The sequence below is a fragment of the Humibacillus xanthopallidus genome, from assembly GCF_006717145.1.
In the GTDB taxonomy this organism is placed as follows: Bacteria; Actinomycetota; Actinomycetes; order Actinomycetales; family Dermatophilaceae; genus Humibacillus; species Humibacillus xanthopallidus.
In genome coordinates, this window is sequence record NZ_VFQF01000001.1 from 2,286,869 (window position 1) to 2,311,370 (window position 24,502).

Here is a 24,502-nt window from a genome sequence, read left to right on the forward strand (position 1 = left end):
ATGTGCTTCTCCTGCCAGACAGCCGCTGTGCGGCTCGCCCCTGCCGACCGAGCCGGGCACGGTGGGACCAACCCCCCGAGCCGGCCGGACGGCATACCGGCGGGGAGCGGTGACGCTCCCGTCAACCCGGCCGGGTTGCCGACCGCTTATGAGCACGGCAACCGCCTGACGCCCGAGGGCAGCACGGTCGACCCGATCCTCGTCGAGATCGTCGAGGGGACCCTCGCGAGCGTCGAGATGGAGGTCGAGACCGCGATTGCCCGCACGTCGCGCTCTCCCATGATCCGCGATGCGCACGACTTCCGAGCCGGCATCCACGACCGCCAGCTGCGCAAGCTCACCGGTCGCTCCTACAGCGCCCTCGTGCACCCCGTCGTGCGCGACTTCCCGCTGGCACAGATGGGCGAGGGCGACGTCTACTTCCACAACGACGTCTACGAGTCCGAGGGCGGCATCGGCCACCTGCCCGACCTCTGCGTCACCGTGCCGGTCTTCGCCGGCGGGGAGGTCGTTGCCTTCGTGCAGGCCTTCGGCCACCACGACGACATCGGCGGCGGCGTGCCCGGCTCGATGCCCAGCAACGCGCAGTCGGTGTTCGAGGAAGGTCTCTCCGTTCCACCGATCAAGCTGTGGGACAGGGGAATTCCCAACGAGGCCGCACTGCGCATTATGACGCGCAACAGCCGGATGCCCGACAGCCTCGCAGCAGACCTCGATGCGGAGTGCTCCGCCTGCCTCATGGGGGCGCGGCGACTCGCTGAGCTCTTCGAGCGCTACGGGCGCGACACGATCGAGGCCGCCTTCGACGCCATCCTCGACCGGACGACCGAGACCTACCGGCGCGAGATCCTCAGCAAGATCCCCGACGGCACCTACGTCTGGGAGGACTACGCCGAGCACGACGGCGTCGACGAGCCGAGGCTGCACACCCAGCGGATCACGCTGACGAAGCAGTCGACCGGTGGGCCCGGGCGCTCCGACCAGTACCCCGACGGGGGCCCCAAGCTCGTCATCGACTTCACCGGCACGGCGCCGCAGGCGAAGGGCCCGATCAACCACTGCGGCGACTACGTCGGCGGCAACTTCCTCAAGAAGTGGCTGGCGCCGATTCTGCGCAACCTCGCCGACACCCCCGAGCGGATGGCCGAGCTCGACGTCAACGAGGGCATCGTGCCGCTCATCGAGATGCGCTTCCCCGAGAAGGGCACGCTGCTCACACCGATCTATCCCGCCCCGACCAACGCCCGCACCTTCGTCATCCTGCGGCTGCTCGGCGTCCTCGCCGGCGTCGTCGCCAAGGCCGTCGACGGCCAGATGCCCGCCGACCAGGAGACGATCCGCTACACCGGCGTCTATGGCAAGGACCGCGACGGCAACGACTACCTCATGCGTGAGGTGCTCGGTGGCGGCTCGGGTGGGCGCTACTACGCCGACGGCGAGGACACCATCCACGTCGTCCCGGACAGCCGCAACCTGCCGACCGAGTTCACCGAGAGCCGCTTCCCCTTCATCGTCGAGCGGCTCGGGCTCGCCGTCGACTCCGGTGGCGCGGGGCTGCACCGCGGCGGTCTCGGCTACGAGAAGCACCTCCGGATGCTGCAGGACGCGCACTTCATGTCGATCGCCGACCGCTCGATCCTCGCCTGCTGGGGAGTCAAGGGCGGCAAGGCCGGTCGCTCCTTCGAAGTCACGATCGACCTCGGCGGACCCGACGAGCGGGTCGTCGACGCCCTCGCGGACGCCGAGCCGGTGCGCGCCGGTCAGGTCATCCGCATCCGCACCACCGGGGGCGGCGGCTGGGGCGACCCTCTCGACCGGCCGCTCGATGACGTCGAGCGCGACCTGCGCTGGGGCAAGGTGTCGTTCGAGGGCGCGCGCCGCGACTACGGTGTCGTCTCGACCGGCAGCATCGACGACCCGGTCGTCGACGCCGACGCGTCGGAGCGCCTGCGGGCGCAGCTGCGCTCCGAGCGGTCCGGTGACCAGCCGTTCTTCGACCGAGGACCGGGGTATGCCGCCCTGGCCGAGGGCCGCACGACCGCTGAGGTCGACTGGCTCTGACCTCTCAACCCCGTCGTGCGCCCCGACGACGGCCGTCAGTCGATGTCGCGTTCCTCGATGGTCTGGCGGACGGTGTGGGTCGGTGTAGCCGAGCCCGCCGGGCGCTCCTCGCGCGTGACGATGCGCTGGCGACGGCTGCCCTTGCGGGCGTGCCAGATCATGCCGCCCCCGGCGACCATGAGGATGATGCCGACGATGGTCAGGTTGATGACCGAGGTATTGGCCCGCACCGCGAAGGTGAGGATCGCCCCCAGCACCGCGAGCACGACTCCGGGTCCCACAGTCCACCTCCGTGACGACGGCAGCACATGCCGCCTGCTCTCTCTCCGAAGAGATTACATCCGCTTCCCTACCCAGCGGCGGCCCAGACGCCACCATCGTCACGGCCGGAGCTCGCCGCGCAGGTGCTCGTCGTGGCCACGCTGCGTACCAGGCCGCCCTGGCCTACAAATGTGCCAACGGCAGCGTCGGGGTTGGGCAGGACGTGACAACGCGACCCTGCCGCTCTGCTGCCTAGGCTCGCCGCATGACGAGCGTCCACACCCTGCGAGCCGCCCCGTGAGGGCCGTCGTGGCGCTGGGCGGCAACGCGATGATCGCCGCGGACGGCGGCGCCAGCCCGGAGGCCCAGCGCGCTGCCATCGCGGTTGCCATGGGCCCCGTCGCCGACCTCGTCGCAGCCGGGTTCGAGGTCGTCGTCACCCACGGCAACGGACCGCAGGTGGGCAACCTCCTCGTCAAGAACGCCCTGGCCGCGCAGGTCGTGCCGCCCGTGCCGCTGGACTGGTGCGGCGCCCAGACCCAGGGCACCATCGGCTTCACCATCCTCGACGAGCTCGAGGCCGCCCTCGCCGCGCGTGGCGCCACCGGTCCCGTCGCCGCGCTCGTGTCGCGCACTCGCGTCGACCCCGACGACCCGGGCTTCGAGCGGCCGACGAAGCCCGTCGGCCGCTACCTGCCCCGCGACCAGGCCCAGGTGCTCGTCGACCACGGTGAGCGGTGGGAGGACCGCGGGGCCAAGGGGTGGCGCCGCGTCGTCGCGTCTCCCGAGCCTCTCGAGGTGCTCGAGACGCCAACGGTGCTCACGCTGCTCGCGGCCGGCCACGTCGTCATCGCAGCCGGTGGGGGCGGCATCCCCGTGGTGCGGCTTGCCGACGGAACCCTCCGCGGGGTCGAGGCGGTCATCGACAAGGACCTCACAGCGGCACTGCTCGCCACGGCTGTCGGAGCCGACGTGCTCGTCATCGCCACGGACGTCGAGCACGTCGCCGTGGGCTGGGGCACCCCTCACGAGCGCGCCCTCGGCGCTGTCACTCCCGAGGAGCTCGAGCGGTATGCCGCCGAAGGCGAGTTCGCCTCTGGCTCAATGGGGCCCAAGGTCGAGGCGGCGCTCCGCTTCGTGCGCTCGGGCGGGGCTCGCTCTGTCATCACCGACCTGCGCCGCATCGCCGACGCGCTGGCCGGAGACTCCGGCGTGGCCGGTCGAGTCGGCACCATCATCGAAAACCCTGAAAGAGAAAGGTGATTCACGTGCCCGATGCCATCGAGGTCCGCAAGGTCCCCATCCACTCCGTCGCGGACGCCTCCGAGCTCGCCCGGCTGATCGACGACGGCATCATGGCGGCCGACCGAGTCATCGCCATCATCGGCAAGACCGAGGGCAACGGCGGCGTCAACGACTACACCCGCATCATCGCCGACAAGGCGTTCCGCGAGGTGCTCGTCGAGAAGGGCGCCCCGGCCGACCAGGTGCGCCAGGTGCCCATCGTCTGGTCCGGTGGGACGGACGGCGTCATCAGCCCCCACGCCACCATCTTCGCGACGGTGCCGCCCGAGCAGGTCGAGCCCTCCGACGATCCACGCCTCACCGTCGGTTTCGCGATGAGCGAGCCCCTCCTGCCCGAGGAGATCGGCTACGTCGCGATGGTCACCAAGGTGGCCGACGCCGTCAAGGTCGCGATGGAGCGGGCCGGCATCACCGACGCGGCCGACGTGCACTACGTGCAGACGAAGACACCGCTCCTCACCATCCACACGATCCGCGACGCCAAGTCGCGCGGTCACGAGGTCTGGACCGAGCACACCCACGAGTCGATGGACCTCTCCAACGGCACCACAGCGCTCGGCATCGCCGTGGCCCTCGGCGAGATCGAGATGCCGACGGACGCCGACATCATGCGCGACCGCTCGCTCTTCTCCTCCGTCGCCTCGTGCAGCTCTGGCGTCGAGCTCGACCAGGCGCAGGTGGTCGTCGTCGGCAACGCCCGCGGGATCGGCGGCCGCTACCGCATCGGGCACTCGGTGATGCGCGACGCCCTCGACGCCGACGGCATCTGGGAGGCCATCAAGGACGCCGGGCTCGACCTGCCGGACCGCCCACACTGGACCGACCTGCAGGGGCGCCTCGTCAACGTCTTCCTCAAGTGCGAGGTGAGCCAGGACGGCCAGGTGCACGGTCGGCGCAACGCGATGCTCGACGACTCCGACGTGCACTGGCACCGCCAGATCAAGTCGGCCGTCGGCGGCGTCACCGCGTCGGTCACGGGTGACCCCGCGGTGTTCGTCTCGGTGTCCGCGGCGCACCAGGGCCCCGACGGGGGCGGCCCGGTCGCGGCCATCATCGACGTCGGGCAGGGCGACCCCACCGGCTACACCTGGTCCCGCTGACCGCGAGGGCCGCGCGACGGCTCACGCGCCCCGACGAAAGAGCGGTCCATCCCTCGAGCGAGGGGTGGACCGCTCTTTCGATCGGCGGCGTGGTGCTCTGTCGCTCGGGGGGTCGCCCCCTCGATCAGCGGTCGGTGGCCACGAGGGCCTCCTCGGCGCGGTCGGGCACGGCGACCGACGGCTCCTGCGACCGGTGCTCGTGCACCGCGAGCCCGACGACCGATGCGAGCACCACCACGAAGCCGAGCCACTGCGTCCCCGTCAGGGTGGCGTCGAGGGCGACGACCCCCACGAGGGCCGCAGTCAGCGGGAAGGCCAGCTCGGCCAGTGTCGCTCGTGATGCCGGCGTGCGACCGAGGGCGCGGTAGTAGAGCAGGAGCGCCAGCAGGCCGGGGAAGATCGCGAGGAGGAGGATGTTGGGCGCGGCCTCCATCCCGATGGCGAGCGAGGTCGAGGTGACGCCGCTCAGCGCGAGCAGCGTCAGGAGGCCCACGCCGAAGCGCAGGGCGGTGAGGTGCGAGAAGCTCAGCTCGGCGCTGGCGGCACGACCGAGCACCGTGCCCGCCGCCCACAGCGTCGCGGCGCCCACGGCGAGAGCGGCCGCGGTCGCGCTCGACACGCTCACCCCCAGCGGGTCGGCGAAGGCGAGCAACCAGGCCCCCACGACCGCGGGGACTGCGAAGAAGGCGAAGCTGCGCTTCAGCCGCTCGCCGAGCAGTAGCGCTGCGAGGGCCAGGGCGATGAGGGGCTGCAGCTTCTGGAGCACCTGCGGCGTGATCGGGTCGCCCATGCGGAAGGCCGCCGTGAAGAGCGTCGTCGCCAGGGCCGAGGAACCGGCACCGATGACGAGCACGCTCACCTTGGTGCGCGTGCTCGCCGAGAGCAGCTGACGCACGGCCGGGACGAGCCACGGGCTGACGAGCACGACGAGGACGAGGTGCTCCCAGAAGACGACGGCGAGGGCGGGGTACTCCTTGGCCAGAGGTCCGCGCCACAGTGCGGACAGGCCCCAGAACGAAGCGGCGAGGGCGACGAGCCAGGTGAGGTCACTGCGACCGGCGCCGCGCCGGGTCAGGTCGGTGTCGGTCATGCGGGTCAGCCTGCCATCCACCCCGCAGGTCGCGCACCACCCCTCCCCATCGAGAGAACGACCCGCCTCAGCAGGGCTGCGGGTTGACCATGTCGCGACGGATCGCTCTTTCGATCGGCCGCGTGTGGGGGCTTGTCCACAGGCGGGTCTCGGTGCGAGTCCGCCTGGAAGGGCACTGTCGGTGGTGGCCTCTAGTGTCGTTTCATGGCAGAGAACGCAGACGTGCTCGAGCTCCTCAGGAGCCGGCTCGCCGACATGGAGACGCGGCAGCGCTCCAGCGGCGGCACGTCCGCGAGTGACTTCTGGCAGCGCATCGCCCGAGGTATGCCGTCCGGCCCGCCTGGCCGGTCCGGGCCCGACGCACCGTCCCCGACCGGCGGCGGCACCAGTGCTGGCGCCTCCACGCGACCGCGCGCCGAGGCTGCGGGAGCGTCCTCGGCAGACGCCTGCCCGGACGGGGCCTCCGGTCAGCAATCGCCCACTGGAGGGGCGTCCCGTGGGCAGTCCTCGAGCGCCGCGTCTGCCGGGAGGGGGCGCCGGGCCAGCCGCCGCGTGGCACCGGACTCGAGGCAGGTCACCACGGCGCACGGGCCCTGGTCCGGGGTCACGCATGAGGCCTTGGACGCGCTCGACCCGCTGCTGGTCGAGCCGCTGTCGGAGGCCGAGTGGCTCGCGATGGTCGATGACCCGGACTGGGTCGAGGCCACCGCAGCCCGCGGCGACGCGTCAGCCTCACGGGACGCGGACTGCAGCCGCGTCGACACCCAGCAGGCCATCGACATCGACGCCGTCCTGGGCCAACCCCTCACCGGTTACGCCGAGACCGCCCTGACCGCGGCCGCCGAACGCGCCGCCCAGCAGCGACGCACCCACGAGGTCACCCTCGTCACCATCGTCTCCGAGCTCACGGTCCGCGGTGTCGACACACCCGACGGGCTCTCGCGCACCGACTGGCTGCGCCACCACGACGCCTCGCTGACGGCCGGGCAGGCCAGGGCCCTCGTCACGGTCGGCGCAGCACTGGCCGACCCGAGGTGGGCCAGGCTTCGCGTGCACGTCACCACCCAACAGGTCACCGTCGGCAACGCCGCCCAGATCATCGACTTCCACGCACGCACCGCCCCCGTCGCCGACCCCGACGACCTCGCCACCGCCGTCGGCGACCTGCTCGACCAGGCCCGGCAGCTGCGGCCGGAAGAGCTCGCCCGGCTCGTGCGTCACCACACCGAGCAGATCAAGCCGCCTCGTGACGAGGACGCCCTGGACAACGGCCGCCGCAACGCGCGCGGGCTGTGGTTCACCCCACCCAACGCCACCGGCATGGTCGGCATGCGAGGAGTGCTCGACCCCGAGGGCGCGGCCATCATCAAGTCCGCGATCGACCCGCTCTGCCTCCCGCGGCCCGAGAAGGACAAGCACGGTCACACGACCGCACCGGACGACCGCACCCCGGCACACCGCCGGATGGACGCGCTGCTCGCCATGCTCCAGCGCGCAGTCGCATCAGGTGACGGCGTGCCGACCACGGACAAGGCCAAGGTCGTCGTCCTCATCGACCTCGACACCCTCCTCACCGACCTGGGCGACGACATCCCCGACGCGTTCCGCCGCAAGCACCCCACCAGCGACAGCCCCGACACCCGTTCCGGCTCCTGCCGCACCGCCACCTGGCCCGGGACCGGGACCGGGACCGGGATCACCCTCAGCGGCGACGTCCTGTCCCCCGGCGTCGTGCGCCGGATGGCCTGCGACGCCCAGATCATCCCCCTCGTCCTCGGCGGCGACAGCAAGCCGCTCGACGTGGCTCGGCGAAAGCGCCTCTTCACCCGATCCCAACGCTTGGCCCTCGCCGTCCGCGACAAAGGCTGCACCTGGCAGGGCTGCACCATGCCACCGAGCTGGTGCGACGCCCACCACGTGACCCACTGGGCCTCCGGCGGCCCGACCAACCTGCTCAACGCCGCCCTGCTCTGCCCCAGACACCACACCGCGGTCCACGACCGCATCCTCAACGCCACCGTCACCGACACCGGCGTCACCTGGCACACCTGACTCACCCGCCCCGAATCCCCGCCGGCACCGGCGGGGACATCGGCATGCCCGGCATGCCCGGCATGCCCCCACCGGGCCGCGCTTTCTCGATGGGGTGACTCGCTCTTTCGATCGAGCGTCGGGCTCTCGGTGGGGTGGCGTCAGTGGGCGAAGTGGCGGGTGCCGGTGAAGTACATCGTGACGCCGGCCGCCTGGGCCGCCGCGATGACCTCGTCGTCGCGGATCGAGCCACCAGGCGCGACGACAGCCCGTACCCCAGCGTCGAGCAGGATCTGCAGCCCGTCCGCAAAGGGGAAGAACGCGTCGGAGGCCGCCACCGAGCCACGCGCCCGCTCCTCCGCGCGGCGCACCGCGAGGTAGCAGGAGTCGACGCGGTTGACCTGGCCCATCCCGACACCGACCGCCGCGCCGTCCGTGGCGAGCAGGATCGCGTTGGACTTCACGGCTCGGATCGCACGCCAGGCGAACTGCAGGTCGGCCAGCGTCGCCTCGTCGGCGGTCTCACCGGCCACGAGGCGCCAGGCCGAGGCCTCGTCGCCACCGGTCACCGCGCCGTCCTCGCCGCGCACGACGGCGTCGACCTTGTCGACGGTCTGCACGAGCAGCCCCCCGCTGATCGGCCGCGTCTCGATGCGGTCGGCGTTCTCAGCAAGACCAGCAGGCAGCCGCAGGATGCGCAGGTTCTTCTTCGCCGTGAGGATCTCGAGCGCCTCGGGCTCGTAGTCGGGCGCGATGATGACCTCGGTGAAGACCGGCTTGGCGGCAGCCGCCATCGCCGCCGTCACAGTGCGGTTCGCCGCGATGATGCCGCCGTAGGCACTCACCGGGTCGGTCGCGTGGGCTCGCTCGTAGGCCTCCTCGATCGTGCTACCGACCGCGATGCCGCACGGGTTCGCGTGCTTGATGATCGCGACGGTCGGCTGGTCGCCGTGATCGTGGGCAGCCCGCACGGCTGCGTCGGTGTCGACGTAGTTGTTGTAGGACATCTCCTTGCCGTGCAGCTGCTCGGCCGAGGCCACGCCCGGACGCCAGTGACGGTAGAGCGCTGCCTGCTGGTGCGGGTTCTCGCCGTAGCGCAGAGCCGCCGCACGGTCGAAGGTCGCGCCGGTCCACGCCGGGAAGCCCGTGCCGTCAGTCGTGTCGGAGACGACGGTGCCCATCCAGTTCGCGACGGCATTGTCGTAGCTCGCCGTGTGCACGAACGCCTCAGCCGCGAGGCGACGACGCTCGGCCAGCGTGAAGCCACCCGCTCCGAGGGCCTGCGTCACGTGGGTGTACGCCGCCGGGCTCGTCACGATGGCGACGCTGGCGTGGTTCTTGGCGGAGGCGCGCACCATCGACGGGCCGCCGATGTCGATCTGCTCGACGCACTCGTCCTCGCTCGCACCCGAGGCGACGGTCTCGCGGAACGGGTAGAGGTTGACGACGACGAGGTCGAAGGCCTCGACGCCGAGGTCGACGAGCTGCTGCACGTGGTCCGGGTTGCGGGTGTCGGCGAGGATGCCGGCATGCACCTTGGGGTGCAGCGTCTTGACCCGTCCGTCGAGGCACTCGGGGAAGCCGGTCAGCTCCTCCACCTGCGTGACGGGCACGCCGGCTGCGGCGATCGTCTTGGCCGTCGAGCCGGTCGACACGATCGCAACCCCGGCCGCGTCGAGTGCCGTGGCCAGCTCGGCCAGACCCGTCTTGTCGTAGACGGAGACGAGCGCGCGCTTGATCGGGCGGCGGCCGTCGCCCTCGGTGGACGTTGCAGTGGACGACGCGACAGACGACTCGGTGTACGACGCAGCGGACGGGGCGACGGTCATGGGTGCACTCCTGGTTCGGTGACATCGGGCGCGGCTGCCGGGGTCGGTGGACCCGACGGCATCCGTTCTCGCGAGGCACCCAGGCGGTCGATGCTCCCGACGTCACTCCCCGGTGGTCACCCACCTGCGCCAGTCGTGTGCGACCAGACTACCGGTCAGGCGGCGCCGATCCGAACTCGTCGACCCTCGACGGAGAAGCCCTCCCGGGCGAGCCGGGCCACCATCTCGACGAGCAGGTCGCGCTCCTGCACCTTGATGCGCTCGTGCAGGCTCTCCTCGGTGTCGTCGTCGTCGACGGTGACGACGCGCTGCTCGATGATCGGCCCGGTGTCGACGCCGGCATCGACGACGTGGCACGTCGTGCCGGTCACCTTGACCCCGTAGGCGAGCGCGTCACGCACGCCGTGCGCCCCGGGGAAGCTCGGCAGCAGGGCCGGATGAGTGTTGATGACCGGCTGCGCTCCCAACGTGGCCGGCCCGAGGATCCGCATGAAGCCCGCCGTCACGACGAAGCGAGGGCCCGCTGCCGAGACGTGCTCGGCGAGCGCGACGTCCCACGCACCGCGGTCGGAGAAGTCGCCCGGGCGACACACGAACGTCGGTATGCCGGCCCGCTCGGCCCGCACGATGCCCTCGCACGGGCGGTCGGCCCCCACCGCGGCGATGCGCACGGGGTAGTCGGGGGCCGCAGCGGCGTCGATGAGCGCCTGGAGCAGGGTGCCCGAGCCCGAGACGAGCACGACGACCGGCACGTCGCCGTCGCGGCCCTGATCGTCGACGACGGTCGGATCGCTGGCGGCGGCGTTTGTCACGGCGACGAGTCTAGCTACGCAGCCCCGTGCCGCCGCCCCGCGGACCGAGGCCCCATCCACCGACAGGCAGCGGCCCGGTCGAGGTCCCGCCCGTCGACAGGCAGCGGTCCTAACCCTGACCCGCCAACCGCAGGGCTGCCGTCCCGACGCTGCCCCGCCAACCGCAGGGCTGCCGTCCCGACGCGGCCCCGCGAACCGCCCAGCCGCCGTCCCGACGAGGCCCTGCCGACCGCGTGGTCGGCGGCGTGGGCGAGGATGGTGTCATGACCGAGCCGAGCCGCGAGCAGGAGATCGCCCTCGCCCGCGAGCGCGCCAAGAGGTCCCTGCCGCTCATCGCGTTCGTCCTTCTCGGACTGCTCGCCATCTCGCTGCCGCTGCCGAAGCGCTTCGTCGCCGCCCTGCCGCTCCTCGTCGCCGCCTACCTCAGCGTCCGGCTGCTCCGCTTCATCAAGGACCGGCCGACGAGCGAGAAGCTCTGGACGGCGCTCAGCCTCGGCATCATCGTCGCGATGCTGCTGACACTCGTGGTGCAGGTCTTCTTCTATGGACCGGTGAGCGCCTACGAGCAGTGCTACGACCAGGCTCAGACCGCCACGGCGCGAGCCTCGTGCGAGCAGCTCCAACGCTCAGGACTGCTCGGCACGCTGCTCAGCTGACAGCCGACGCGTTGCTCTCCGGCGAGGTCTTCGCGCTCTCCGAGGCCGGCTCGTCCGAGCCGGCGGGCTCGGAGGAGCCTGAGTCGACTGCTTCGAGCGTGCCCACAGCGGCGTCGGTCTTCCGCGACTGCGCCACATCACCGGCGGCGTCGTCACTCCCCAGGCCTCCGCTGCGTCCGCCCACCTCGAGGCCGGCGGCGTTCCGGGCGCTGACCGTCGTGACCGCGCCCTGAGCAGGGTCGTCGGTGTCATCGGTGGCGCCCGTGCCGCCCGTGTGATCGGTGTCGTCCGCGCCGTCGGTGGAGTCCGCGGTCGCGGAGCCGCCCCGCTTCTCCTTGTGCCGTTCGCGCAGGACGGCGATGCCCAACCAGGCCAGGGCGCCGAGCAGCACCTCGGCCGCGAGGGCGAGGAACAGCGCCAGCAGCGGAACGCCGACGCCACGTAGCCGGTCGACGCCGACTGCGCCGTTGCCGAGCGCCGTCACGGCAACGACAACCACGACGGCGATGAGCCCGGCCACCACGGTGGCGCTGAGGCGCGCGCGGAGGTTGCCGAAGAACTCGAGCTCGCGGTCGACGCGCCACCCGATGAGGACTCCGGCGGCGACGGGAAGGACGAGGACGGCATACAGGATCGAGGGGTAGTCGGCCGCCTCGGGCACGGCGCCGAGCACGGGGACGAGGGGCAGCAGGCCCGGCGCCGCCGCGGCGGGCGAGACCGTCGAGCCGAGGGCGAGCGAGAAGCCCGGGCCAGCGACGAAGCCGAGGGCCCACGTCACGGCGTTGCCGAGGAGGGCGAGCTGGGCGATGCCGACGATGACGGCGCCGCCGAGGTTCACGCCGTAGTCGGACTGGATCGAGGCGACCGCCGAGAAGGTCATGACGAGGCGCAGCACGACGACGCCGGCTCCGATCGCGATCAGCAGGCCGGCGCCGAGCCAGCCCACCCGCCAGACGGTCGGCAGCCACGTCGGGCCACGGCGGAAGAGGGTGCGCACGAAGGCGGGCGACTCCTCGTCGTCGGGTCGCAGCAGGACGAAGCCCAGGGCGACCACGGGCACGAGCAGAGCCCCCGGCACGGCGGCGAAGCCCGGGGCGGCCACCCCACCCAGGGTGAGGAGGGCGAAGACCCCGGCCATGATCAGGTAGCCGCCGAGGAAGCCGGGCACGACCCCCCGCAGAGCCGTGTCGCTCCAGTCCCCGGCGCCGACCGCGGCGCGCTGGGTCGCGGCGAGCCGACGTGCCCAGCGATAGGCGATGTAGACGTTGACGGCAAAGAGCAGCAGGGGTGTGAGCGAGACGGCGACGCCGCCGGCACCGATCGACTGGCCGTGACCGAGGAACCAGATGCCGCTGCCGACGGAGACGGCCGAGAACCAGCCCACCGAGCTCTCGGGAGCAGCCACCCAGCCGACGAGCGCCGGTAGGACGACGACCACCCAGGTGCCGATCGCCGCCAGAGCCCCGGCGCGCAGGGAGGCCGGGATCGCGGACGGCGGGCGGGCAGGCGTGGTCAGTGGTCTCACTCCTCGAGGTGGTGCGGTCGGGCTTCGGCCCATGGTCACAAGGGACGGGCGCCGGGGCGAGCACCCACGCCGTGCGGGACCGCTTCGAACTGTGAGGCACGGAACCCGTCCGTTTCGGCATCCCGTGTCAGTGGTCAGGCAGACACTGGGGGTGAAGGGGGATGAACACCATGCACATCAAGTACCTCGGACGGTTCGCCGCGCTCGTCACGGCGCTCGCACTCACCAGCACTCTCACCTCACCGGCGCCGCCGCCCACGGCTGCCGCAGCACCCACGGCCGTCACGACCGTGGCCACCGCACCCGTGGCCTACGCCGGCACGGTCTACTTCACCTTCGACGACGGCCCGCACGCGACCTGGACGCCGAAGATGCTCGCCGTCCTCAAGAAGTACGGCGCCAAGGCCGTCTTCTTCGAGGTCGGCCAGAACGTCTCGTGGTACCCGTCGATCACCCGCTCGCTGCGCGCGAACGGCATGCTCATCGGCAACCACACGTGGAGCCACCCCAACCTCACCACCCTGTCGACGGCCTCGGTGACGTGGCAGCTGAACAAGATGGAGTCGGCTCTCGGCTACCGGCCCCGCTGTGTGCGCCCGCCGTACGGCGCGACGAACAGCCGCATCGCGACGATCATCGCCAACCGGGGTCAGCGTCAGATCCTCTGGACCGTCGACCCTCGCGACTGGTCGCGCCCCGGCACGTGGACCATCGTCAACCGGGTCCTCGCCAACGTGCGCCCCGGCTCGCGGATCCTCATGCACGACGGCGGCGGTGACCGCTCGCAGAGCGTCGCCGCGCTCGACATCCTCATCCCGAAGCTGCGCGCCCGAGGCTACGTCATCGGCCTGATGGCCTGCTGACCACCACACGCCAAGCCACAGCCCGGTATGCCGTCCGGTGGCGGGCGGCATACCGGCGCGGGACGGCGACGGCGACGGCAACATAGACCGCAACGGCAACGGCGACCGCAACGGCGACGGGCGGCCACCCGTGAGGGAGGCCGCCCGTCGACAGGCGTTCGAGCAGCGTGCTCAGCCGGCGAGGCCCTGCATGATCTCGCGCATCAGCTGAGCCGTCTCGGACGGCGTCTTGCCGACCTTGACGCCGGCGGCCTCGAGGGCCTCCTTCTTGGCCTGGGCGGTGCCCGAGGAGCCCGAGACGATGGCGCCGGCGTGGCCCATGGTCTTGCCCTCGGGGGCGGTGAAGCCGGCGACGTAACCGACGACCGGCTTCGTCACGTGCTCCTTGATGTAGGCGGCAGCGCGCTCCTCGGCGTCGCCGCCGATCTCGCCGATCATGACGATCGCGTCCGTGTCAGGGTCGTTCTGGAACGCCTCGAGGCAGTCGATGTGCGTCGTGCCGATGATCGGGTCGCCGCCGATGCCGACGGCCGAGCTGAAGCCGAAGTCACGCAGCTCGTACATCATCTGGTAGGTCAGCGTGCCCGACTTCGACACGAGGCCGATGCGGCCCGTGCCCGAGATGTCGGCCGGGATGATGCCGGCGTTGGAGACACCCGGGGTGATGAGGCCGGGGCAGTTGGGGCCGACGATGCGCGTCGTACCCTTGCCCTTGGCGTAGTTGTAGAACTCGGCGGTGTCCTTGACGGCGACACCCTCGGTGATGACGACGGCGAGCGGGATGCCCGCGTCGATCGCCTCGAGGGCGGCGGCCTTGGTGAAGGCGGCCGGCACGAAGATGACGGTGACGTTGGCGCCGGTCGCGTCGATGGCGTCCTGGACCGTGCCGTAGACGGGGACGGTGACGCCACCCTCGAAGTCGACGGTGGTGCCCGCCTTCCGCGGGTTGACGCCGCCGACGATGGTCGTGCCCGACTTGAGCATGCGCTGCGTGTGCTTCATGCCCTCGGAGCCGGTCATGCCCTGGACGATGACCTTCGAGTCAGCATTCAAAAAGATCGACATGGCAGATGTGCCTCAGTTCCTTCTCTAACGACTCGGGGTCAGTTCGCGGCCAGCTCGGCGGCCCTGCGGGCCGCGCCGTCCATGGTCTCTTCGATGATGACGCGGGGGTGGGCCCGCTCCGCGAGGATGCGGCGGCCCTCCTCGACGTTGTTGCCGTCGAGGCGCACGACGAGCGGGCGGTCCTCCTCGTCACCGAGCGCGTCGAGCGCGCCGACGATGCCGTTGGCGACGGCGTCGCAGGAGGTGATGCCACCGAAGACGTTGACGAAGACGCTCTTGACCTGCGGGTCCGAGAGGATGATGTGCAGCCCGTTGGCCATCACCTCGGCGCTCGCGCCGCCACCGATGTCGAGGAAGTTGGCGGGCTTCTGGCCGCCGAACTCCTCACCGGCGTAGGCGACGACGTCGAGGGTGCTCATGACGAGCCCGGCCCCGTTGCCGATGATGCCGACCGAGCCGTCGAGCTTGACGTAGTTGAGGTCCTTCTCCTTGGCCGCGGCCTCGAGCGGGTCCGCGTGGGCCGAGTCCTCGAGGGCCTCGTGGTCGGCGTGGCGGAAGCCGGCGTTCTCGTCGAGCGTCACCTTGCCGTCGAGCGCGACGATCTCGCCGTCCTCGGTCTTGACGAGCGGGTTGACCTCGACGAGCGTCGCGTCCTCCTCGCGGTAGACGGTCCACAGCTTCTGGATGACGCTCGCGATCGCGGCCTTGTCGGCCTCGTCGAAGCCGGCCGCGTCGACGATCTCCTGCGCCTTGGCGGCGTCGATGCCGGTGTTGGGGTCGACGGCGACGCGGGCGAGCGCCTCGGGCCGCTCTACGGCGAGCTGCTCGATCTCCATGCCGCCCTCCTTGGAGCACATGGCGAGGTAGGTGCGGTTGGCCCGGTCGAGCAGGACGGAGAAGTAGTACTCCTCGGCGATGCGAGCGCCCTGGGCGATCATCACGGTGCCGACGGTGTGGCCCTTGATGTCCATGCCGAGGATCGCCTCGGCCGCAGCCTGCGCCTCGTCGGGGCTCTTCGTCACCTTGACGCCGCCGGCCTTGCCGCGTCCGCCGGTCTTCACCTGTGCCTTGACGACGGTGACGCCGCCGGACTTCGGCCCGATGCGCTCCGCCGCTGCTCGCGCTTCCTCGGGGGTGGTGGCGATGGCGCCGGCAAGCACGGGCACCCCGTGCTTCTCGAACATGTCTCGGGCTTGGTACTCGAAGAGATCCACGGGTGGGGTCCGTCCTCGTCGTCGATTCGTATCGTCGTCGACTGAACCGCTCTGGCGTCCCGGGGCCCCCGCGCTGGTGCTCGGTCGGTCCCTGCGCGCGCGGCGCAACCGAATCAGGCTGTCTCGTGGACTCTAGTGCCCGCGCACAGGGCCGATCGAACCGGGCCGCTCAGGATCGGACGAAGATCACACCCGCGTCTCAGATCGGGCACCCGCGGGCGTATGCCGTGTGGGCGGCGCCCAGCGACGCCACCACTCGTGGAACCCCACCCCGAGGAGGCCGACCGCGACGATCACGAGTGCGAGACCCAGCGAGCCCGTCGGGGACGCCTCGCCGCCTTCTCCGTCGAGGCCCACCGCAGGGACGACCACCGCGATGAGGGCAGCGAGGAGAAGGAGCACCGTCGCGGCCCTCGACCGGACCGCCAGCGCCAGGGCGACGAGGACCGCACCCGGCACCAGGGTCATGCCGGGGCTCATGAAGAGGACGAGGCCGGGAACCGGTGCGAGGCGCCACCACCGAGAGCGGCCGCCCCGGCGAGCGCCGACGACGAGACCCAGCCCGGTGCCGAGCAGCGTGCTGAAGCCGAGGATCGCCAAGGTGCCTCCCCAGGTGAACTCGGGCGTCGTCGCGATGAGGCGCATGAAGAGTCGGGCCAGCAGCCCCCACGCGAGGCCGGCGAGGGCGCCGCGGCCCGCCGCCCCCAGCATCATCACCACTCCACCGGGAGGCAGGCGAGGCGAGCGCCGGCGAGGCCCGTGGCGGGGTCGGTGGGGGCGGCGTGCACGACGACGGACCTCGTGCCAGGCAGCACGGGGAAGTGGACGGCGGCGCTCGAGTCGCCCGCACCGCTCGCGTCGACCGTGAAGTCGAGCCAGACCTCCGTCGCGCCCGACACGACGACGGGCGTGTGACCTGCGTGCGCGTCGGCGTTGTAGTGCCCACCCGCAGCAGCGGGGGCGTCCGTGCCGCAGGGGCCGTTGTGCAGGTGGGCGCCGAAGGTGCGACCGGCGACGGACGGGTCGACCCCGCGGACGTGCAGGACGGCGGTCGTCCCGGACGGCCGGTCCACCAGCTGCAGCCGGGCCGTGGCGTCGTCGAACGGTCCCGCGGTGACCGTGTTGAAGTCCCTCAGCTCGTCAGCGAAGCGCCAGACGGCTGCCCCCGCAACCGCGGTGGCCGCGACGGCGACCGATGCCGACACCCCGACCAGCACTGCTGCTCCCCCACGAAATCCCTTGCGTTCCATGGCTTTCGCCCCCTCCAGAATCGAATGAACTTACAATTGGGAGACGCTCGCGACGGGGGCTCGGGCGACACGTCCGGCAAGAAAAGATTCGTTGAATCCTTCTGTCACCCAAACGCATTCATCGCTCGTCTGTCGAAGTGATGGACGGGCTGACGGTAGGGGTCGCGACGACGCGCGAGCAGATTCCCGACGACTTCGAGAGACAGGCCGCCGCACTCTTCAATGCGGAGGCTCCCTCGCTGCTGCACCTCGCCCGGTTCTACGTGGACGACAAGACGGCGGCCGAGGACCTCGTGCAGGAGGCGTTCATCCGACTGAGCCGCACCATGTCCCGGGTGCGCGACCCGGGCCGGGGAGCTGCCTACCTGCGGTCGATCGTCATCAACCTCGCGCGCGACCACAACCGCCGGGGCCTCGTCTCGCTGCACCACCGCCCACCCCCAGCCGACGACGAACCCTCGGCCGAGGAGGCCGCCCTGGGCCGCAGTGCCCGCCAGGAGGTCATCGAGGCATTGCGGGCCCTCCCAGGGCGGCAGCGGGACTGCCTCACCTTGCGCTACTACTACGACATGTCGCCGGCGGACATCGCTGACGGACTGGGGATGTCGGTCAACTCCGTCAAGACTCACCTGCAGCGCGGACTGCGCGCCCTGTCCGTGGCCCTCCGGGAGGAACCATGAGCGACCTCGAGCACCTCATCGAGGAGGCCCTGCGACCCACGGGGCCGGCACCACCGCCCCCGACGCCCGACCTCTTTGCGCGCGTCATGGACTCGGTCGCCGACGACCGCGCCCGACGTCGTCACCGCCGTCGCGTCGCGGCCCTCTGGGTTGCCGGAATGGCCGCCGCCACCATCCTCGTGCTCACCCTGACGCCCCAGTCGAACGGAGACCTGCTCATGCCCTGGTGGATCCTCGAGCTCGCGACGACCCTCGCCCTCGTCGCCATCGCCGTCTGGCTCGGCCCCTTCATCAAGAGGTTCGGCCGTGCCTACGCGGCCGACGTCTTCCACGACAACCCGTCGACCGGCAAGAGCTACATGGTGCTGACCGACATCGTCTACTACCTCATCTTCACGGCCTACATCTGCTTCACGGTGAGCTTCGCCCCCGAGGAGGGCTGGGAGAACCTCTTCACCGGCCTCGTGACGCCGCAGCAGCTGGAGGCCGAGGTCGTCCGGCTCGGCGGCATCCTGCTCATCATCGGTGTGCTGCACGGCCTCAACATCGTCCTGATGCCCGTCCTCGGTCGCCTCTTCTCCCTCAACCGTCGGGTCGACCGCCACTGAGGGCCGCCCTCCCGGCCTCCCGCCCTCCCGCCCATTCGAGGTGATCGCGCCACCCACGTGAGGCCCAGGATCACCTCCACCCAGCCGGACGGCATACGGAATCAAGGTGATCGCGCCACCCACGTGAGGCCCGGGATCACCTGGACTCACGGGACGGGCAGTCACGACGAGCAGGTATGCCGCCCTCCCGCCCATTCGAGGTGATCGCGCCACCCACGTGGGGCCCGGCATCACCTCCACCCAACCGGACGGCATACGGAATCGAGGTGATCGCGCCACCCACGTGGGGCTCGGGATCACCTCGAACCAGGGAGGCCGCGGGTCAGTCGGTGGGGACGTTGGCGCGCACCCAGTCGACGATCTCGTTCGTCGTCGCGCCGGGCGTGAAGATCTTGGCCACGCCGAGCGCCTCGAGCTCGGGGATGTCGTCGGCGGGGATGATGCCGCCACCGAAGACGATGATGTCGGCGGCGTCGCGCTCCCGCAGCAGCTCGACGACCCGGGCGAAGAGGGTCAGGTGGGCGCCGGAGAGCACGGAGAGCCCGACGACGTCGGCGTCCTCCTGGATGGCGGCCTCGACGATCTGCTCCGGCGTCTGGTGCAGGCCGGTGTAGACGACCTCCATGCCGGCGTCGCGCAGCGCCCGCGCGACGACCTTCGCGCCGCGGTCGTGGCCGTCGAGACCGGGCTTGGCGACGACGACTCGGATCACGCTCGCGGTGGTCTCACTCATGCGGCGCACTCTAGCCAGCCTCATGAGACGCGTCGCGCAATAGTGACGCATCCGGCACCGACGGGGGTACGGTCGGCTCGTGGGAGTGGCAGCACGAGCGGCAGAGACGCCGCGCGCGGTCGGTGCCGCGGGCGAGGAGTCCCGCGGCCACCGCGGGGTGCTCGACGCCGCCCGTGACGTCGTCGGAGCGCTGTTCACGCCCACGGGCCTCGCGGGGGCGGCCCTCGAGGCCACCTGGATGGGGCTGCACCTCGGCCTCTACCCCCTCGGTCTGCTCGGCTCACGCGCGAGCGACCGCCGGCAGGGCTACCGCCTCGAGCACCTGCCTCCCAGCCAGCGCGGTCTCGCGATACACAACGTGGAGGCCGCCGAGACGCCGATCCTGCTCGTGCACGGAATGGTCGACAACCGCTCGATCTTCACCGTGCTGCGCCGCGGCCTCGTGCGCCGCGGCTTCGGACAGATCGAGACGATGAACTACTCCATCCTCACCGGCGACATCCGGGCCGCGGCTGCGCGCCTCGGCGCCGAGGTCGAGCGGATCGTCGAGGAGACCGGCTACGAGCGCATCCACGTCATCGGTCACTCGATGGGCGGCCTCATCGCGCGCTACTACGTGACCCGCCTCGGCGGCGACGCCCACGTGCACACCCTCGTCACCCTCGGCACGCCCCACGCCGGCAGCATCTGGGCGTACGGCTGGAACAACGGGCTCACCCGCCAGCTGCGTCCCGGCAGCGCCCTCATGGAGGAGCTCGCCGGCCCCGTCACCGACTGCCAGACCCGCTTCATCGTCTACTGGTCCGACCTCGACCAGGTCGTCGTGCCACAGCGCAACGCCGCCCTGCACCACGAGGACCTCAACGTGCACAACATCGCCCTGCACGGGGTGGGGCACATGAGCCTGCCGATCACCGCCACGGTCGTCCACGGCATCTCGGCAGCCCTGGCCCACCTCGACTCCTCGGGAGCCACCGTCACCCCCGGGGTCAGCGCCCTGCGCACCCGGCGCCACTGAGCCACTGAGGCAGCGAGGCACTGAGCCCCTGAGCGACCCCTCGTTCGGGGGTCTGCGACCCGGCCCCGCCGACCCCGCACTCTACGCTGGGAGGGCCGTGAGAATTCGGTTGAAACTTCGTGTGGGCAAAGGGTGTCGGGGCCGCCGTGGATGGCCTAGTGTCATGCCCAGTCGCGGTACCCCTCCAGCGCGACGGCAGCCTCCCTGCGTTTCTACCCGATTTTGCGTAACGAATCGGTCACGTTACCGTTGAGGCTCGCAGTCGGTAACGTTAGGTAATTTCTTGGTGTCCTCAAGCTATGTCGGCCGTCATCGGCCAGCTCTGAAGCCTTCGCGGGGTCGACAGTTCGTCGTCCCCGTTGCGCTGCTCGGAACGACCGTGACCGGTGGGCTCGTCATCCGTGACGCAGGCGCCAGCGAGCTGAGCCCCGAAGCTGCCGCGATGAAGAACGTCTCAAACACGGTCGCCGGTCTCGGTCTCGCGGCGGACCCGTCCGCCGTCGCCGCCGCTGCCGCCAACCGGTCGGGAGCCCGCTCCTCGCGTGACCTGGCCCGCGACGCCAAGACCCTCATCGTCAGCGCCTCCATCGCCGGCAACGAGACGGCTGCCCAGGCAAAGGCCAAGGCCGACCAGGCCGCCGCCGAGAAGGCCGCGCAGGCCAAGGCGAAGGCTCAGGCCGACGCCAAGGCAAAGGCCGACGCCAAGAAGCGCGCCCTCGCCGTCGCCCACCGCTGGGTGATGCCGGTATCGGGCTACACGCTCACGTCCGGCTTCGGCTTCCGCTGGGGAAAGATGCACCCGGCCCAGGACCTCGCGTGCCCGGTCGGCACCCCGGTGCACGCCCTGTCGTCCGGAACGGTGATCTTCGCCGGCTGGTCCAACGAGGGCTACGGCTACATGGTAAAGATCCAGTACTGGGACGGCACCGTCTCGTGGATGGCCCACAACAGCCGCCTGCTCGTCTCGCTGGGCGACAAGGTCGTTCCCGGCCAGACCGTCTCCTACAGCGGCAGCACCGGCAACTCGACCGGCCCGCACGTGCACCTCGAGATCCACCCCGGCGACGGGAGCGCGGTCGCCCCCCGCACCTGGCTCGCCAAGCGCGGCGTGCAGCTCTGAGCTGAGCCGAGCCACACGGCATACCGACGCACAGGCCCGCACCCCCACCGGGGGGCGGGCCTGTTCGCATCCCAGCCCGCGGCGGTATGCCGTCCGGTGGCCTTCGTGCCGCACGCAACCGTCGTGCTGCTCGTGGCCTTCGTGACGTCCGTGGCCGCCGCGCCACACGCGGCCGTCGTGACGCGCGTCAGAGCTTGACGAGGGGGGCGTAGCGCAGGAGGAGGCGCTTGACGCCGGTCTCCTCGCCGAAGTCGACGTGGGCCATCGACTTGTCGCCCTCGCCCTCGACGCGCACGACGGTGCCGAGGCCGAACGAGTCGTGGCTGACCCGGTCGCCGGAGTGCAGGGAGATCACCGGCCGCTTGCCGGCGCTGCGCACCCCGGGCCGGGCTGCGAGCGTCGCGACGGCCGGACGGTCGGACCCGCGAGCGCCGCTGAACGACGGGCCGAGCCGCTGCCAGTCGAGCAGGTCGCCCGGGATCTCGTCGAGGAAGCGCGACGGGGGGTTGTACTGCGGGGCGCCCCACGCGGACCGCACGGCGGCCCGGCTGAGGTAGAGGCGCTCGCGGGCCCGAGTGATGCCGACGTAGGCGAGGCGGCGCTCCTCCTCGAGCTCCTTGGGGTCGGCGAGCGCCCGCATGTGCGGGAAGGTGCCGTCCTCCATGCCCGTGAGGAAGACGACCGGGAACTCGAGGCCCTTGGCCGTGTGCAGCGTCATCAGGGTGACCACCCCGAGGTCCGCCGCAGCCGATCCAACGGGCGAGTCCGGGATCTCGTCGGCGTCTGCCACGAGCGAGACCTGCTCGAGGAACTCCTCGAGCGCGCCTGCGGGCCCGACGTCCTCGGGCTCGACGCCGGGCGGCAGCTCGCCACCGGACTCCTGCAGCTCGGTGGCCCGGCGCTCGTCGTACTCCTGCGCGACCGCGACCAGCTCGGCGAGGTTCTCGATGCGCGTCTCGTCCTGCGGGTCGTGGCTCGCGCGCAGCTCGGCGAGGTAGCCGCTCTCCTCGAGCACCATCTCGAGCAGGGCGGCCACGCTGTCGTCGGCCTCGTAGGCGGTGCGCAGCCGCTCGAGCAACGCGGTGAAGCCCTTGATGGCAGCGACGGAGCGGGTGGCGATGCCGGGGGCGTCCTCGGCGCGCCCGAGGGCGGCGACGAAGGGGATGCGCTCGCGCTCCGCGAGCGCGGCGACGCAGGCCTCCGCGCGGTCGCCGATGCCGCGCTTGGGGGTGTTGAGGATGCGGCGGAGGTTGACGGTGTCGGTGGGGTTGGAGACGACGCGGAGGTAGGCGAGCGCGTCCTTGACCTCGCGCCGCTCGTAGAAGCGCGTGCCGCCGACCACCTTGTAGGGCAGGCCGACTCGCACGAGGACCTCCTCGACGGCGCGGCTCTGCGCGTTGGTGCGGTAGAAGACGGCGACGTCACCCGGCTTGACGCCGTGCGATGCGAGGTCGTCGATCTCCTTGGCGACGAAGGCCGCCTCGTCGTGCTCGTTGTCGCCGACGTAGCCGGTGATCATCGCGCCGTCGCCGGAGTCGGTCCAGAGGTTCTTCGCGCGGCGGCCCTCGTTGCGGGCGATGACCGAGTTGGCTGCCCGCAGGATTCGCTGGCTCGAGCGGTAGTTCTGCTCGAGCAGGATCGTGCGGGCCTCGGGGTAGTCCTGCTCGAACTCGAGGATGTTGCGGATGCTCGCGCCGCGGAACGCATAGATCGACTGGTCGGAGTCGCCGACGACGCACAGCTCGGCCGGCGGCACGGCATACGCGCCGGCGGGACCCTTGACCTCCCCGACGAGCTCCTTGATGAGCTGGTACTGCGCCTGGTTGGTGTCCTGGTACTCGTCGACGAGCACGTGCCGGAAGCGGCGCCGGTAGTACTCGGCGACGTCGGGGAAGGCCTGCAGGATGTTGACGGTCATCATGATGATGTCGTCGAAGTCGAGCGCGTTGGCCTGGCGCAGGCGGCGTTGGTACTGCGTGTAGGCCGACGCGACCGTGCGGTCGTAGTGGTTGCCCTCGGCGACCTGAGCGGCGTACGTCTCCTCGTCGATGAGCTCGTTCTTGAGGTTGCTCACCTGGTGCGAGAAGCCGCGCGCCGGGTAGCGCTTGGGGTCGAGGTCGAGGTCGCGCAGCACGAGGCTCATGAGGCGCTGGCTGTCGGCGGCGTCGTAGATCGAGAAGGTCGACTTCATGCCGACCTTCGCCGCCTCGCGCCGCAGGATACGCACGCAGGCCGAGTGGAAGGTCATCACCCACATCGCCCGGGCGCGGGGCCCGACGAGCGACTCGACCCGCTCGCGCATCTCGGCGGCGGCCTTGTTGGTGAAGGTGATCGCGAGGATCTGCCCCGGCTGGGCTCCTCGCTCGCCGAGCAGCCACGCGATGCGGTGGGTCAGCACCCGCGTCTTGCCCGAGCCCGCACCGGCCACGATGAGCAGCGGGGTGCCCTCGTGCACGACGGCATCGCGCTGGTGCGGGTTGAGGCCCTCGAGCAGCGCCTCCGGGTCGAGGTCGGTATGCCGTCCGGCCGAGCCCCCGGCGCCCGCGACGCCGCCGCGGGCTGCAGCCTCCGCCCACGTGGGCACACCCTGCTCGGTCACACCCGTGACAGGGGCCCCTCCGGGACTCGTCGACCCACCGGTGGCGGCTGCCCCCTGCTCTCGGTCGAAGCCGGGGAAGGAGAGGTCGTCGAAGAGCGTGCTCATGATGGGCACCAGCCTACGTCGCGGCGCCCACAGCGACGGCCCGCCACCCACACCGGCGACAATGGGGCGGTGACCGACTTCGAGATCCGCGAGGCCACGCCCGCCGACGTGCCCGACCTCATCCGCCTCGTCCGCGAGCTAGCCGCCTACGAGCGCGAGCCCGAGGCGGCCACGGCGACCCCCGCCCAGTTCGCGACGGCACTCTTCCCCGACGACGGCGACCCCACGGCATACGCCCTCGTGGCGGTGCGGCAGGGCTCCGTCGTCGGCATGGCGCTGTGGTTCCGCAGCTTCTCGACGTGGACGGGGCAGGCGGGCATCTGGCTCGAGGACCTCTTCGTCGAGCCCGAGCAGCGAGGGAGCGGCATGGGCGCGGCCCTGCTCTCGCGCCTCGCCGCGATCTGCGTGGAGCGCGGCTGGACCCGGCTCGAGTGGACCGTGCTCGACTGGAACACCCCGTCGATCGAGTTCTACCGCTCCCGGGGCGCCACGGCCCTCGAGGAGTGGACGACCCACCGGGTCGACGGCGACGCCCTGCGGCGGCTCGCTGACGCGTGAGCCGCCGGGACCATCGTCC

At 71.2% G+C, this 24,502-nt stretch carries 22 protein-coding genes and 1 riboswitch; of the genes, 11 read left to right on the plus strand and 11 right to left on the minus strand.

The genetic code is table 11. The annotated features are described in order from the left end of the window. Positions 1-2,061: a hydantoinase B/oxoprolinase family protein gene (locus FHX52_RS10020; RefSeq protein ID WP_141821752.1), complete on the plus strand. Its 2,061-nt coding sequence runs from the start codon at positions 1-3 to the stop codon at positions 2,059-2,061. A 35-nt stretch (positions 2,062-2,096) separates the two neighbouring features. Here FHX52_RS10020 and FHX52_RS10025 read toward each other — a convergent pair whose 3' ends face one another. Beyond that, positions 2,097-2,342 carry a hypothetical protein gene (locus FHX52_RS10025; protein ID WP_141821753.1) on the minus strand — a complete coding sequence of 82 codons (246 nt, stop codon included), beginning with the start codon at positions 2,340-2,342 and terminating at the stop codon, positions 2,097-2,099. A gap of 277 nt (positions 2,343-2,619) precedes the next feature. Here FHX52_RS10025 and FHX52_RS10030 point away from each other — a divergent pair, with 277 nt between their 5' ends. Together FHX52_RS10030 and bar are read left to right on the plus strand one after the other, a co-directional pair. Continuing rightward, positions 2,620-3,585: a carbamate kinase gene (locus tag FHX52_RS10030; protein WP_141821754.1), complete on the plus strand. Its 966-nt coding sequence runs from the start codon at positions 2,620-2,622 to the stop codon at positions 3,583-3,585. A gap of 5 nt (positions 3,586-3,590) precedes the next feature. Then, on the plus strand, positions 3,591-4,727 hold the full coding sequence (gene bar / locus FHX52_RS10035; protein ID WP_141821755.1) for a barbiturase: 1,137 nt from the start codon (positions 3,591-3,593) through the stop codon (positions 4,725-4,727). A 124-nt stretch (positions 4,728-4,851) separates the two neighbouring features. On the opposite strand, the gene FHX52_RS10040 is transcribed toward bar, so the two are convergent. Beyond that, entirely contained in the window at positions 4,852-5,817 is a 966-nt protein-coding gene (locus FHX52_RS10040; RefSeq protein WP_141821756.1) for a DMT family transporter, read from the minus strand. Between the two features lie 204 nt (positions 5,818-6,021). Between FHX52_RS10040 and FHX52_RS10045 the strand changes: the two genes are divergently transcribed. Beyond that, entirely contained in the window at positions 6,022-7,869 is a 1,848-nt protein-coding gene (locus FHX52_RS10045; RefSeq protein WP_246069780.1) for an HNH endonuclease signature motif containing protein, read from the plus strand. 140 nt (positions 7,870-8,009) lie between these two features. Here the strand turns inward: FHX52_RS10045 and purH are convergent, their stop codons facing one another. Together purH and purN are read right to left on the minus strand one after the other, a co-directional pair. Next, a complete protein-coding gene (purH, locus tag FHX52_RS10050) occupies positions 8,010-9,677 on the minus strand; it encodes a bifunctional phosphoribosylaminoimidazolecarboxamide formyltransferase/IMP cyclohydrolase (protein WP_246069782.1) in 1,668 nt (555 codons plus the stop codon). 70 nt (positions 9,678-9,747) lie between these two features. Then, positions 9,748-9,824: riboswitch (ZMP/ZTP riboswitch) on the minus strand. An 8-nt stretch (positions 9,825-9,832) separates the two neighbouring features. Continuing rightward, entirely contained in the window at positions 9,833-10,429 is a 597-nt protein-coding gene (gene purN, locus FHX52_RS10055; RefSeq protein ID WP_141822153.1) for a phosphoribosylglycinamide formyltransferase, read from the minus strand. Between the two features lie 323 nt (positions 10,430-10,752). Between purN and FHX52_RS23835 the strand changes: the two genes are divergently transcribed. Then, a complete protein-coding gene (locus FHX52_RS23835; RefSeq protein ID WP_185747178.1) occupies positions 10,753-11,145 on the plus strand; it encodes a hypothetical protein in 393 nt (130 codons plus the stop codon). Here FHX52_RS23835 and FHX52_RS10065 read toward each other — a convergent pair. Then, complete coding sequence (locus tag FHX52_RS10065) at positions 11,138-12,670, minus strand: cell division protein PerM (protein WP_141821757.1); 1,533 nt, start codon at positions 12,668-12,670, stop codon at positions 11,138-11,140. The two genes, FHX52_RS23835 and FHX52_RS10065, sit on opposite strands and share 8 nt — an antisense overlap. 161 nt (positions 12,671-12,831) lie before the next feature. On the opposite strand from FHX52_RS10065, the gene FHX52_RS10070 reads away from it, so the two are divergent. After that, on the plus strand, positions 12,832-13,533 hold the full coding sequence (locus FHX52_RS10070; RefSeq protein WP_141821758.1) for a polysaccharide deacetylase family protein: 702 nt from the start codon (positions 12,832-12,834) through the stop codon (positions 13,531-13,533). 171 nt (positions 13,534-13,704) lie between these two features. Here FHX52_RS10070 and sucD read toward each other — a convergent pair whose 3' ends face one another. The 4 genes from sucD to FHX52_RS10090 form a co-directional block, all read right to left on the minus strand. Continuing rightward, positions 13,705-14,598, minus strand: a complete 894-nt coding sequence (sucD, locus tag FHX52_RS10075) for a succinate--CoA ligase subunit alpha (protein WP_141821759.1) — start codon at positions 14,596-14,598, stop codon at positions 13,705-13,707. Between the two features lie 38 nt (positions 14,599-14,636). Beyond that, positions 14,637-15,812, minus strand: a complete 1,176-nt coding sequence (gene sucC / locus FHX52_RS10080) for an ADP-forming succinate--CoA ligase subunit beta (protein ID WP_141821760.1) — start codon at positions 15,810-15,812, stop codon at positions 14,637-14,639. A 186-nt stretch (positions 15,813-15,998) separates the two neighbouring features. Then, positions 15,999-16,526: a hypothetical protein gene (locus FHX52_RS10085; RefSeq protein ID WP_141821761.1), complete on the minus strand. Its 528-nt coding sequence runs from the start codon at positions 16,524-16,526 to the stop codon at positions 15,999-16,001. Next, the gene (locus tag FHX52_RS10090) at positions 16,526-17,062 is read right to left on the minus strand and encodes a superoxide dismutase family protein (protein WP_141821762.1); all 537 of its coding nucleotides are present in this window, start codon (positions 17,060-17,062) and stop codon (positions 16,526-16,528) included. Before FHX52_RS10090 ends, FHX52_RS10085 begins: the two co-directional genes overlap by 1 nt. 140 nt (positions 17,063-17,202) lie before the next feature. Between FHX52_RS10090 and FHX52_RS10095 the strand changes: the two genes are divergently transcribed. Together FHX52_RS10095 and FHX52_RS10100 are read left to right on the plus strand one after the other, a co-directional pair. Further along, positions 17,203-17,742 (plus strand): RNA polymerase sigma factor, encoded by a 540-nt coding sequence (locus FHX52_RS10095; protein WP_141822154.1) that lies wholly within the window; start codon positions 17,203-17,205, stop codon positions 17,740-17,742. Further along, positions 17,739-18,350 (plus strand): hypothetical protein, encoded by a 612-nt coding sequence (locus FHX52_RS10100; RefSeq protein WP_141821763.1) that lies wholly within the window; start codon positions 17,739-17,741, stop codon positions 18,348-18,350. Before FHX52_RS10095 ends, FHX52_RS10100 begins: the two co-directional genes overlap by 4 nt. Before the next feature lie 322 nt (positions 18,351-18,672). Here the strand turns inward: FHX52_RS10100 and icmB are convergent, their stop codons facing one another. Continuing rightward, positions 18,673-19,083, minus strand: a complete 411-nt coding sequence (icmB, locus tag FHX52_RS10105) for a coenzyme B12-dependent isobutyryl CoA mutase small subunit (protein WP_141821764.1) — start codon at positions 19,081-19,083, stop codon at positions 18,673-18,675. Positions 19,084-19,162: 79 nt separating this feature from the next. Here icmB and FHX52_RS10110 point away from each other — a divergent pair, with 79 nt between their 5' ends. Together FHX52_RS10110 and FHX52_RS10115 are read left to right on the plus strand one after the other, a co-directional pair. Next, positions 19,163-20,101: an esterase/lipase family protein gene (locus FHX52_RS10110; RefSeq protein WP_246069784.1), complete on the plus strand. Its 939-nt coding sequence runs from the start codon at positions 19,163-19,165 to the stop codon at positions 20,099-20,101. Positions 20,102-20,543: 442 nt separating this feature from the next. Further along, positions 20,544-21,221, plus strand: coding sequence for a M23 family metallopeptidase (locus FHX52_RS10115; RefSeq protein WP_246069786.1), 678 nt, complete (start codon positions 20,544-20,546; stop codon positions 21,219-21,221). A gap of 187 nt (positions 21,222-21,408) precedes the next feature. Here the strand turns inward: FHX52_RS10115 and pcrA are convergent, their stop codons facing one another. Continuing rightward, a complete protein-coding gene (gene pcrA / locus FHX52_RS10120; protein WP_141821766.1) occupies positions 21,409-23,925 on the minus strand; it encodes a DNA helicase PcrA in 2,517 nt (838 codons plus the stop codon). Between the two features lie 69 nt (positions 23,926-23,994). Here pcrA and FHX52_RS10125 point away from each other — a divergent pair, with 69 nt between their 5' ends. Then, on the plus strand, positions 23,995-24,483 hold the full coding sequence (locus FHX52_RS10125; protein WP_141821767.1) for a GNAT family N-acetyltransferase: 489 nt from the start codon (positions 23,995-23,997) through the stop codon (positions 24,481-24,483). Positions 24,484-24,502 lie beyond the last annotated feature (19 nt).